The sequence below is a fragment of the Streptomyces sp. NPDC002676 genome (genome assembly GCF_053592455.1).
The window spans coordinates 254,374-266,901 of sequence record NZ_JBSFVT010000012.1 but is presented as its reverse complement, the minus strand read 5'-3'; the positions used below and the strand labels follow the sequence as shown (position 1 = coordinate 266,901).

Below are 12,528 nucleotides of genomic sequence, written 5' to 3'. Positions count from 1 at the left end.
ACGGCACTCCGGCCTGGTTGGACACCCGGTAGGCGAAGGTCAGGTTGGCCGGGGTGGCCGGGTCCTGGGCTCGTCCGGGCAGCCACACGGCCGTGAGGCGGCCGAGGGCGTCATAGGTCTGGGAGGTCGTCTTGAGGTTGGCGTCGGTGGTCCGCAGCGGCAGGCCGCGCCGCGGGTCGGTGACGGTGACGGTGTCCCAGTGCTCGGTGGCGGGCGCACCGGGCACGGGAGCCGACACCGTGACCGTGTCGGGCAGTTCGCCCGTCGCAGCGGCGGAGTAGGCGGTCGTGACGGTCGCGCCATCGGGGTGCTGGTCGTCCTTGGAGCCCGGGTCGGTGACCGACACCGTACGGCCGTAGGCGTCGTAGCCGGTGGCACGGGTCGTGACGAACTTCGGCGTGCCGTCGGCCGCGTAGCTGTCGATCACCTCGGTCCGGGTGGGGTCGCCGGGCACGCCGGCCTGCCCGTACGGCTTGCCGTCGTAGTACGTGCGGACCCGCTCCACGGTGTTGTTGGAGCCGGCGGCCGCCGTGCAGGCGTCGGTGCCGGAGACCACCAGGCGCTCGGACTCCAGTTGCGTGCGCTGGGGCTCGCCTCCGGTGGCGTACTCGGTGCGGGTGCAGATGTCGGGCAGCCCGTCGGCCCGGTCCAGGGAGGTGACGATCCGGTTGCCCCGGGCCGGGTCGGTGGTCGTCGTGGTGGAGCTGGTCTGCCAGGTGTCGTCGGCCTTCTTCTCCTGACGGGTGACGGTCGCCGTGGTGGACGTGTAGCGGGCGACCAGGTCGGGCAGGCCGCCGCCGCGCGGGTGGGTGGCGGTGTCCACCTCGCCGCTGGAGGAGTTGACGGTCCGGGCGACGACGGTGCCGCCGGCCTCGTCGTACGTCTCCTGCTGCAGGACCTGTCCGGCGAGCCAGTCCGCGTCGTCGCTCTTGCGGCCGAGGGCGTCCGTCAGCTGCGGCACGTCACGGATGGCGCCGCTCTTGCGGATGTCGCCCTGCATGCCCTGCCGGTAGGTGGTGCGCACCTGCGACCGGGGTCCGTCGTTGCCGCTGCCGGTGGTGGTGGTCACCGTGGCGAAGCCGCGGAACTCGCCCCAGGTACGGGCCTTGGCGTCGGTGAACTCGCTGTCGTCGCGGTGCCAGGCCGCGGGGCCGTAGGCATAGCGGGTGATCTTCGCCGGGGCGCCGGTGACCGGGTCGTTCTCCGTCAGGGACGCGACCCGGTAGTGGTTGAACCAGTCCAGGACCGGATCGGAACCGGCCACCGAGCCGGGCACGGTCCAGCGCACCGGGTAGCAGGACATGGTGTTGTCGTCCTCGGCCGGCGGCATCACATGGTTCAGCCGCGAGCAGCCGGGGAGTTCGTAGTCGACGTTGACGACCGCGCCGGTCTCGTTGCGGATCTGCTGGATGCGCGGGCGGTTGATCCGCGGCGGCGCCGGGACCAGGTCGGTGCCGTCGACCCGGTTGGGCAGCATGACCGGGGTGAAGGTGACGGCCGGGGTGCTCAGGGACCCGCCGGCCTTGCCGGTGCGCAGCACCGAGTCGAGCCACAGCGCCTTCTGGCTGGTGCTGTCGGCGGGGTTGGGGAAGGAGTGGGACAGCGTGTACGTGTCGACGTCCTGCCAGGCGTTGCCGACGCGGACCTGTGTCGCGATCGAGGCGAGTCGCTTGGTGGTGAAGTAGGTCGGCGCGTAGTTGGTGCACGTTCCGGAGGCGGTGCACTCCTGGTCGACCGGTATGTCGGGCCAGTTGGACTTGTTGGCCACCGTGCGGGTGGCCGGGTCGCAGCCGGTGGCGGGCGTCTCGCAGCGCTCGGCCGTCGTGAAGGTCACACGGGCGGCGGGCGCGAGGGCGCCCTTGGCGGCCACCTGTGCGTCCAGCCGCTGCCCGTAGGCGATCTGTGTCGGGGTGGTGGCCCGGGTGTAGGCGGTACGGGTGCCCGTGCCGCCGCTCTGGACCATGCCACGCTGGTAGTAGTTGGTCTCGGGCGCCCAGCGGAACGTCGTCAGGTTGCCGTGCGCGTCGACGACGTAGTCCAGCGAGAGACGCTGCCACATCTGGCACCAGGACGCGTTGCCCTTGGCCGGGTCGTAGCAGGGGTCGCCGCTGTTCGGCGTGTACACGGGCACCGTGGAGACCGAGTTGGCCGCCGGGTCGGAGCCGTCGCCGCCGGGCAGATGGTTGATGCCGAAGTAGTACGTGGTGCCGCCGCTGTCGGTGAGCTTGGCGTACGCGCCGTCGCGGGCGCCGTTCTGGGCGCCGGAGCCGAACTCGACCTTCGTGCCGTCGTCGTTCTTCAGCCGCCACACGCCGGTGGCCGCGTCGGTCGTGGCCGAGGCCGAGCCCGCCCCCTTGTCGCGGACCAGGACGCCGCTGTGCGATCCGAGGGAGAGGACGGCGTTGAAACCGGCCCAGCACTGGTCGCCCGAGCCCTTGATGCCCGCCTTGTCACAGGGCTTGTACACGCGTTCGATGAAGCCGGGGTTGTAGTCCCAGCCGTCGCCGATCCAGGAGGCCTGCGTGTTGGTCGCGGAGGTCTTGCCGTCCACGGACGAGGAGTCGTAGCCCAGGGCCACCTGCGGGGCCGGGCCGCCGAGCGAGGGCGGGACCTGAACGGGATAGCTATAGGTGAAGGCGCCCGACGCGCCGCCGGCCGACCAGCCGGAGGAGGGCGTGAGGGCGGTCGCGGTGTACGAGCCGCCGCCGCCGGAGGGGCCGTCCTCGGCCGCGAGCAGCAGCGCTCGCGCGGCCACCGTACCGCCGGCCGGCCGGGCCTGGGCGGGGGACGCGGGGGCGGGGGCGAGGGAGACCGCGGCCGTGAGCCGCTTCGTGTGCTTGTCGTACCGCAGCGGTACGGGGGTACGGACCTGGCAGGAGGCCAGCTTCGGGGTGGTGAGGGCGCACGCGGGCAGCCGGACCAGCCGGCCGCGGCCCGCGAACTCCCCGCCGGTCGCCGCGTCGAGGGCGGCCGGGTCGAACGAGACGCGGAGCTTCGCCGCGGTGCCGTGCGGAGCCGGGGCGGCCGACTGGGAGGCGGTGGAGCGGAGGGTGAACAGCGCCCCGTCGACACCGGCGGCCCGGGCGGCCTTCTCGCCGGCCCTGGTGATCGTCACCGGTCCGATGCCGGACCGTTCTGCGCCCTTTGAAGGCGCCAGCCACACGGGCAGCGCACCCGCCTTGAGGCCGGCCGCGGAAGTGGCGGCGGAGAGCCTGACGGTGGCCGCGGCCTCCTTCGCCCGGGGCCGGGGCGGCCTCGGGGTCCGAGAGGGAACCGGATAGTGCGGGCGGGGCGCGCCGGGCTTCTTGGCGGCCCGTGCCGCAATCGACGCGGTCTTGGGCAGCTTGGTCCCGGGTGGTGACCACACCCGGTCGAAGTCCGGCCCGGACGCGGCCTCCGCCTGCACCAGGGACGGGGCAAGCAGGGACGCGGTCAGCGCCAGGGTGAGCGACACGGCCAGTCTTCGCGCGGCAGAGCGCGCGAAACCGGCCCCAGATCTGACAGACACAAAACCCCCCGTTGGGTTCGAGGCTGTACGCACGGCCCACTTCCGTGCGTTGCAGGGCATTCAGCAGGAAGCAGTGGAGCAGCACCGCGCAGGAAACCTCACGTCCATCCGACAGCCAAGTCCCCGATGCGCTGCGACCTGATGGCGACGACCCCGGTGCCGGGGCGAGGTGAACATGCCTTGCGTGGTGACGTTGACCGATCGGGAAAACGGCTGGAAGAGTGCCCCCGTTCGAATCGATCATAACTTCAACACGCTTTCTTCACGGGGGTATTCGTTGTTCTCAGGCGCACCGGGACCCTGGTCCCGTCACAGATCGGGTGCCGCCCCACGGCCCCGTGGCCGGCACAGAGCCCGCTCGCTCACGCCGCTGCTCGTCGTCGCGCTCGGCCTGTCCCTGACGCCCGCCATCGCGGCGGCGGCACCGCCGACGAGCGGCAAGCCGGTCGACGTGGCCGCCGCGATCCGGGCGGGCGACGCCAAAAACACCCGGGCCGCGGGGAAGGACGCCGGCGATCCGCGCAAGCGCCCCGCGAGCGCGCTCACGCGCGCCGCCGACAAGGCCGAACGCACCGGTAAGGACGTCCCGGTCCCCACGCTGACCGACGAGTTCAGCACCACCGTCGTCACGCCGGCCGGCAAGCTGCGCACCGTGCAGCACACCGAGGTCCAGCGGGTGCGCAAAAACGGCGCCTGGCGCGCCCCCGACGACCGGCTGACCCGCCGGAAGGACGGCACGTACGCCCCGGCCGCCGCCCTCGACAGCATGGTCGTCTCCGGCGGCGGCAGCGGGCCACTGGCGACGATGACGACGAAGGACGGCAAGCAGCTGTCCGTCGGCTCACCCTTCCCCGGAGCCCTGCCCGCGCCGGTCATCGAAGGCAACAGCGCCGTCTTCCACTCGGTGGCCAAGGACACCGACCTGCGCGTGACCGCCACCAAGACCGGCGGCTTCACCACCGTCGTCGTCCTCAAGTCCCGCACCGCCGCCGCCAATCCGGCCGTCCGCACGCTCACCTTCCCGACCAGCACCAAGGGCGTCGCGCTGACCGCGGACAAGACCGGCGCTCTGCGGGCCCGCGCGGGCAGGCAGACCGTGTTCTCCGCGCCCACGCCGAGGATGTGGTCCGCCTCGGCCCCTGCCGGCTCGCGCCACGCGTACACCGGCGAGCGCCGCCCCACCAAGGGAGTCGCCGCCGCAGGACCCAAGTCCCCGGGCCGGACCCCGGCGTGGCTCAGCACGGCCGAGGGCCCGGCGGGCGACGCGAGCAGCGCGGACATGGCGGTACGCGCCAAGGGCGCGGTCACCAGGGCGGGCGCTCCGGGACAGCGCCGCTCCGGCACCGTCACGCTCACCCCGGACACCGCGCTCCTCGACGCGAAGAACACGGTCTATCCCGTGTACGTCGACCCCACCTGGTCCAACGACTCGCGCGGCAAGAGCCACCACGCCTGGGTGATGTCGGCGCACCCGACCACGGGCAACTACGACCGGACCGGCAGCACCGACCGGGACCGCCCCGGCGTCGGCTTCCAGGGCTGGGAGGCCCAGACGGGCATCGAGCGCGGCCTCTACGAGTTCAACCTCAACGGGTACGCGGGCGCGCACGTCGAGTACGCCAACCTGCGGGTGGCGCAGTACATCTCCTCCGACTGGTCCTGCACCACGAAGTACCCCGTGCAGCTCTACCGTGCGGGAGCCTTCGACGGCGGCATCAACTGGGACAACCACCGCACGTACGAATGGGTCGACGGCAAGGACATCCCCGGCAACGGCACCCAGCAGGCGTGCTACGCGGACATCCCCGTCGACTTCAACATCACGGCGCCCATGCGCAACGCCCTCGGCGACACCGGCACCCCGCTGGCCTTCGCCCTGGTCGGCCGCGAGGGCAGCGGTGACAAGATGGCCTTCAAGCGCTTCTCGTACGACGCCACGCTCTCCACGCAGTACGACTTCCCGCCCAACAGGCCCGACAACACGCGCGCCACACCGACCCCGCGCCGGGTCACCGCCGCCGGCGGCGACTCCTGCTGGGACGCCCCGATCGGCTCCTACGGCTGGATCACCGACACCCGGGCCACCCTCACCTCCCGGGTCAGCAGCCCCAACCAGGGCCAGCTCACCGAGTACATCAGGCTGTGGGACAACTCCACCGGCGGCAACGTGGTCCACGAGAACTGGTCCGGCTTCGTCGGCAATGGCCAGGACGCCTCGTACACCCTCCCCTACGGCACGCTCCAGGACGGCCACTACTACGGCTGGTGGGCGCAAGGGGACGACGGACTGCTGCGCGGACCCGGCAGCGAGCCCTGCCACTTCGCGGTCGACCTCACCCCGCCTGTGTTCGCGTTCGGGGACTTCACGGACCCCAACACCCAGTTCCCGCCCTCGGGCAACGGCCAGGTGACCAACCTCAGGGTCGGCCAGCAGGGCAGCATCCCCATCAAGGCCCAGGACCCGAACCCCTCGGGCAAGCTGGCCTCCGGACTGGCTTGCGTCCGCTGGAGCTTCGACGCGCAGTTCGCGACGTACGAGCAGACCTGCGGCTCCCCGCTGAACCTCTCGGCCATCAACGTGAAGCCCACTCACTGGGGCACCAACACCGTCTATGCGAAGGCCTTCGACGAGGCCGGAAACCAGTCGCAGACCGCCTCGTACTCCTTCTACGTACCGTGGACGGACGGCGAGGTCGCCTTCGGCGACACCACCGGTGATGCCCGCCCCGACCTGCTGATCCCGGACGCCGCCGGCAACCTGGTGACGCACGGCCGCGCCACCGAGCCGGGCAACCCCAGCGTCCCCGCCACCGGCATCGCCGCCCCCGCCGGGCAGGCCCCGGAGACGGGCAAAACCTGGAAGGACTACCGGGTGAGCCACCGCGGCTCGCGCGACCCCGGCCTGAACACCGACGACCTGTTCGTGCACCGCGACGGCCCCGACGGCACCGGCGGCAAGACCCTGCACTACTACGCCAACCGCCTCTCGGACCCGGGCCGCTTCGACCTCGGTCTGAAGACCAAGCTGAGCCGGACCAACTGCGTGGGCGGCACGGCGTCCTGCCCCGGCTTCCACCTCGGGACCGGCGACGCCTGGCAGTACACCAGCCAGATCACCCCGATCGGCTCGGTCACGGACACCCGCACACCGAACCGTGACGTCACGGGTGCCACGGGCATCCTCGCCGTCGAGTCGGACAATCTCTGGTACTACCCCACCAACACGAACGGCACCCTGGCCGCGCCGAACCTGGTCGCCCAGGGCGGCTGGAACGGGGTGGACCTGATGGTTCCCGGCAACACCCTCGCCGTCGACGCCACCACCCCCACCGCACCCGCGCTGTGGGTCCGGGTGCGCACCGCCGGCAACGGCCGCGAGGCCGGCGACATCTACCAGTACCGCCTCACCACAGACGTACGCGACGGCTTGCCGACCGTCACCGGCGTCACCGCCAGCCCCGCCACGCGCATCGGCTGGGGCATCACCACCACCCAGCCCATCGGCTCGGACGGCGACCTGACCGGGGACGGCGTCCCCGACTTCTGGGCGGTCGCTGACGACGGCAGTATCCACGTCTGGCCGGCGAGCACCACGAACGGCATGGTCACCGGCTTCGGCGGCGACCACTACCGGGGCAGCACGCAGGCCCCCGCCGCCCACTGGCGCCTGTACGACGACGCCACCGCCAACCCGGCCGAGCAGAACGGCACGGCCGACGCGACGGGTGTCTCCTTCGTCAAGGACACGGTCGACGGCCGCGCCACCCAGGTCGCCGCGTTCGACGGCACCGGGACCATCACCACCGGCAAGCCGGCGGCCGATCCACACGGCAGCTTCACCGTCAGCGTCTGGGCCAAGGTGGACAACAGCGGTGCCGTCGTGGCCAGCCAGGACAACACGCGGGCCAGCTCCTGGTCGCTGTACGGCGAGACGGGCGGCTGGCGGTTCGCCATCGGCCGGGCCGACGACGACACCTGGTCGTACGACTACACGTACGCGGACAGTCCGGCCAACACGTTCCAGCCGGGCGTCTGGACCCAGCTGACCGCCAGCTACTCGGCCGGGACCGGGCAGATGAACCTGTACGTGAACGGGCGTCTGGCCTCCACCGGTTACCACTCCGCCGCCAACACCCCGGCCGTCACGGGCGGAGTCGTCATCGGCCGCTACCGGTACCAGGGCCGCACCACGGGTACCGATGTGGGCCTGCTCAAGGGCAGCGTCAGCAACCTGGCCGTGTACACGGGCGCCGTGGCCGCAACCGCGACCGGCGAGATCCAGTACGCGGCCCAGGACCGCTGCCTCGACCTGCCGGGCGGCGACGCGAGCCAGGGCGTTCAACTGTGGCCCTGCAACAAGACGGACGCCCAGAAGTTCTCGGTGAACGCGGACGGCACGATCACGGCGGGCGGCCGTTGCCTCGACGCCTCCGGCGCCGGGACCGCCAACGGGACCTCGGTCGGCATGTGGTACTGCAACCAGGGCGCCAACCAGCAGTGGTTGCCGCGTGCCGACGGCAGCATCATCAACCCGGTCTCCGGTCGGTGCCTCGACATCCCCTGGGCCGACGCCGCGGTCCAGGCCCGCCCGCAGCTGTGGGACTGCAACGGCACCGTCGCCCAACGCTGGTCCATGGCCGGATTGCAGAGCCCGGTCCTGCCGATCGTCAATCCCTGACGCGACGGCCCAGGCGGACCACCGCTGAACGGGCCCCCGGCGCTTGCCGCCGGGGGCCCGTTGACGTGTGTGTGGGCTCCCCCGGGTTGTGCTGCGTGATCAAGTGTGCATAGTTTTCCGCCTCATGACCACGACTCGGAGAACGATCCTCAAGGGGCTGACCGCCGCCCCGTTCGTCGCAGCCACCAGCAGCCTGCTGGCCCCCGCTGTCGCGGAGGCTGCCACCATCGAGGCGGGACAGTTCAGCCTCACCAGCCGAACCTCCAACGGTTACGGCGAGTTCGCCGATCTGGCCGCCGGTCTGGCGACCAGGCTGACCAAGGTGGACGCGACGACCGTCATCGCCGACACCAACCGCAGCGCCACCCACCTCACGAGCGCCCCCAGCACCGTCGAGGCGTTCGCGACCGGATTCGCCTGGGACAGTGGCGACCAGGCGGTCGACTACTGGATCCCGCAAGGCGTCACGACCAGTGCCGACGCCTACGGCAACGGGGTATACCCGGCAGGCGGCAACAACAGGGTCGTCCTCGTCTCCTGGTACTTCGAGACGGACCCCGACGGCGACGGCGTCGACAACTACGCGCTCGACAAGGGCCTGCGGCTGACGCTCGTCGACTACACCACCTCCACCTCACCGACGTACCGGCACGCCCTTCTGGTCGAGCCGGTCAAGACCGGCACCGGGGAGTACTCCTTCAACCCCATCCGCAAGCACGCCGGCGGCATCATGTGGTACGGCAACCTGCTCTATGTCGTCGACACCTACAAGGGGTTGAGGGTGTTCGACCTGAACACCCTCTTCAAGGTCGCCACCACGGAGACGGAGGTGTGCGGTCTGCACACCGACGGGTCCTACTACGGCTACGGGTACCAGTACGTCCTGCCGCAGAGCCACGCCTACGACAACGCGGGGACGTACCTGCGCTACACCACGATCGGGCTCGACCGGGCCAGCACCCCCGACAGCCTGGTGGTGAGCGAGTACTCCCTGTCCGGGACCGTCGACTACACGGACGGCACCTTCAACGGCACGGGCCCCGGTACGACCACACCCAAGGTGGTCCGCTGGAACCTCGACTACACCGACCGGCAGGTCGCCTCTCTCACCGCGTCCGAAGCCGTCACCGTCGCCCAGCAGAAGATCCAAGGAGTGGTGTCGCGCAACAGCAAGCACTACCTCGCGACGAGCGCCGGTCCGTCCACGAAGGGTTCGCTGCGCACCTTCAATTCGGGCGACTCGACCGCGACCAACGTCTGTGACCTGGCCATCGGCTGCGAGGATCTCAGCTACCACAGCAGCGGCGCGTCCGGCTGGGCCTACACCGAGTCCGTCATCTGGAACCTCAGCGAGTACGCCGGCAAGCGGTACGTCTACGCGGTCCACGCGGACGGGTCGTAGCCGCGCCAGGGCGCTCCGGCATGGTGGCGGTGGGAGCAGGGCACACCTTCCCGGAATTGTGGCTTCCACCATGGCGAACATGGCTGTGACCTGGTGAGATCGCCGGATGCTCGGTTTCCTCCTCCGTCTCCTGCCCTTCTGGGTCCGCGAGCCCCTGCTCATCGTGCTGGGGTCCGTTCTCGGCCTGCGCATCATGTATCTCGCCGTCCACGATCACGACCTGGTCGCGGCCGGTCTCGGTGTGGTGTTCCTCGTGTTCACCGCGATACGCGTCCACGCGGTGGTTCGGGCGCTGCGCGCACGCCGGAACCCTGGTCCGGCGGCTTCCGCAGACGGGGTGGTGGTCGATGCTGCCGCTCAGGCCCAAGTCCAGGCTCAGGCCCAGGCCGGAACTGGGCTGCGTCCCGGCCCGGGCACTCCGGAGAAGGAGCCCAACGCGTGGGGCCAGGCCGTCGCGGCCGTGGCCGTGTTCGGGGCAATCGGGGCCGCGCTGTGGGTGGCCCCACACGTGCTCCCGTCCGACGACAGCACATCGCAGCCCGCGGCATGTTCGGTCGAGGAACACGATGAGCTGCCGAAGGCCTACAAGAAGACGCCACGGCCTGTGACCGGTGACGAGCTGTGCAAGGCGCTCAACAGACCCGACCTGGCCCGGCTCCTTGGAACGCCCGGAGAGACCGCGACCACGGCTTCCGGCACCAGCGGCACCGCTGCCCTGACTGATGGGAAGGTCGCCGAGCCGGAGGCCGAGGTCGCGTTCGACACCTACACCGTGAACCTCTCGGCCACATACAACGAGCTGTCGACTGCCCAGTACGTGAAGCTGATGAAGATCGCGGGTGACGAGGGCGAGAAGGACGTCAAGACGCTGACGGTCCTCGGCCGGCCCGCGGTCTTCTCCTCGGACCACACCATGAAGTTCGAGATCAATCTAGGGAGTGGCGGATCCGGCGGACCGGTCGAACAAGGTCCCCTGGCCAGGACGCTGTCCGTGGCCCTCGACCGGAAGGACCGGGGCGGCTACTACGACATCACCGTGTGGAGCAAGTCCGGAGCCCTCCCGGGCGACAGCGTTCTCCTCGACATCGCCGAGAAGGTTCTTCCGACGATCCCCGAACGGCCAAGATCGATTGTCAGTGGTGGGTGAGACGGTAGGAGCATCAGGTCGGAACGAGGGGGAGCTGTCATGTCCGGAAGCCAGAACTACATCAATCACGTTGCTCTTGTGCTGGATGCCAGTTCGTCCATGTCGCATCTGAGCCGCAAGGTCGTCGATGTCGCCGACCAGCAGATTGCCTATCTTGCCCGCCGATCGCGGGAACTGGACCAGGAAACCCGCGTCACGGTGTACGTCTTCGCAGACAAGGTGGAGTGCGTCATTTACGACAAGGACGTGCTGCGGATGCCTTCGCTGAAGCAGCTGTACCGGGTCGGTGGAATGACGGCTCTGCTGGCGGCCTCACTGAAGTCACAGCGGGAGCTGGCCCAGACGGCTCAACTGTACGGCGACCACAGCTTCCTGACGTTCGTACTCACCGACGGGCAGGAGAACGCAAGTCATCGCTGCCCGGATGCCCCTGCCAGGGATCCGCGTGAACTGGTCGAGGCTGTGGCCGAGATGATCGAGACGCAGCAGGACAACTGGACGCTGGCCGTCCTGGTGCCTGACCAGATGGGCAAGCGGGAGGCCATGCAGTGCGGCTTCCCGAAGGACAACATAGCCATCTGGGACGCCACGAGTACACAGGGGCTGGAGGAGGCCGGGCAGGTTATCCAGCAGGCCACCGAGAAATTCATGGTGGGTCGAACCCAGGGCATCCGGGGATCGCGTGCGGTGTTCTCCGTGGGCGCTGAGGCGGTCAACAAGGACACCATCAAGGCGGCCGGCCTCACCCCGGTGAATCCGTCACAGTACGAGCTGATACCGGTGGCTCGTGACGCGGCGATCCGGGACTGGGTCATCGAAAGCGGGCACACCTACCGCACCGGTGGTGCGTTCTACCAGCTGAGCAAGTCGGAGAAGATCCAGGCGCGGAAGCAGATTGCGGTGCTGGAGAAGAAGACGGACCGGGTGTACACGGGGCCCGAGGCCCGGGCCCTACTCGGCCTGCCGGACGTGGAAGTTCGCGTCAAGCCGGACCACAACGACGACTTCACGATCTTCGTGCAGAGCACCAGCGTGAACCGCAAGCTCGTCCCGAACACGCGGCTACTGCTTATGCTCTGACGCCTTGAAACCCCCGGTGGCGTCCAGGGCCCATCGCTCGCCCCGTCGGCGGCATGGGCCCCTGGGGCATGCTGGGACCCGTTGGTTGCGCACCCGTGGCGTCGGAGTCCAGAGGGGCTCGCCAGGAAGGCAGTCGAGGCTGCTGAACGCCGGTACACCACCGTTCCGGGTGAGGCTCTGATCGCCCAGCTGGTTCTGACGCTCGCCCAGGAGGTCCCGGCCAGCATGCCCGGAACCGACGTTCGGGGGGCTCCGCCGGCTGTGGCCGTGGCGCGGGCGCGGACGCGACGAGTCGGCGCTCGCCGAAATCGAGGCCGAGATCACCGCTTTCGGTGAGGCTCTGGACGCCCATTCCTTCAGCCCCGGCCAGCCCGGCGCCACCGATGAGATGCGGGCCGAGCTGGAGCGTGCCCTCGACGCATACGAGCAGGCTAAACGGGACTTCGCCAACGACCGGACCCGAGCGGACGCACTCGGTGTCCTGCGCACGCTGGACCAGGGCAGGCACGCGCTGGCCTGCCTGGATGCACTGCTCGCCGGCCGACCGCTGCCGGAGCGCATGCAGCTGTGCTTTTTCGACGCCCGGCACGGGCGGGCCGTACGGGAAGTCAGCTGGGCGCCTCGCGGGGGTGTCGCCCGCAACGTCGCTGTGTGTGCCGCGGACGCGGTCCGCCTGGCGGATAGGCCGGGCCCCATCACTCCGCAGCCAGGCC

The 12,528-nt window shown here is 70.2% G+C and carries 4 protein-coding genes and 1 pseudogene; 4 read left to right on the top strand and 1 reads right to left on the bottom strand.

Annotation, left to right across the window (positions count from 1 at the left end; translation table 11 throughout):
* Window positions 1–3,454, bottom strand: a pseudogene (locus ACWD3E_RS29200) (polymorphic toxin-type HINT domain-containing protein); the annotation flags it as partial.
* Window positions 3,455–3,785: 331 nt separating this feature from the next.
* Between ACWD3E_RS29200 and ACWD3E_RS29195 the strand changes: the two are divergent.
* The 4 genes from ACWD3E_RS29195 to ACWD3E_RS29180 all read left to right on the top strand — a co-directional run bounded on the left by ACWD3E_RS29195 (window position 3,786) and on the right by ACWD3E_RS29180 (window position 11,815).
* On the top strand, window positions 3,786–8,186 hold the full coding sequence (locus ACWD3E_RS29195; RefSeq protein ID WP_451390553.1) for a ricin-type beta-trefoil lectin domain protein: 4,401 nt from the start codon (window positions 3,786–3,788) through the stop codon (window positions 8,184–8,186).
* A 124-nt stretch (window positions 8,187–8,310) separates the two neighbouring features.
* Window positions 8,311–9,588 (top strand): hypothetical protein, encoded by a 1,278-nt coding sequence (locus ACWD3E_RS29190; protein ID WP_451390552.1) that lies wholly within the window; start codon window positions 8,311–8,313, stop codon window positions 9,586–9,588.
* A 106-nt stretch (window positions 9,589–9,694) separates the two neighbouring features.
* Complete coding sequence (locus ACWD3E_RS29185) at window positions 9,695–10,735, top strand: DUF6215 domain-containing protein (RefSeq protein ID WP_451390551.1); 1,041 nt, start codon at window positions 9,695–9,697, stop codon at window positions 10,733–10,735.
* 39 nt (window positions 10,736–10,774) lie between these two features.
* A complete protein-coding gene (locus tag ACWD3E_RS29180; protein WP_451390550.1) occupies window positions 10,775–11,815 on the top strand; it encodes a vWA domain-containing protein in 1,041 nt (346 codons plus the stop codon).
* Window positions 11,816–12,528 lie beyond the last annotated feature (713 nt).

What these genes read in the sequence shown, in the direction of transcription:
- ACWD3E_RS29180 (WP_451390550.1), top strand. Translation starts at nt 10,775, where the DNA reads ATGTCCGGAAGCCAGAACTACATCAATCACGTTGCTCTTGTGCTGGAT.
- ACWD3E_RS29185 (WP_451390551.1), top strand. Translation starts at nt 9,695, where the DNA reads ATGCTCGGTTTCCTCCTCCGTCTCCTGCCCTTCTGGGTCCGCGAGCCC.
- ACWD3E_RS29190 (WP_451390552.1), top strand. Translation starts at nt 8,311, where the DNA reads ATGACCACGACTCGGAGAACGATCCTCAAGGGGCTGACCGCCGCCCCG.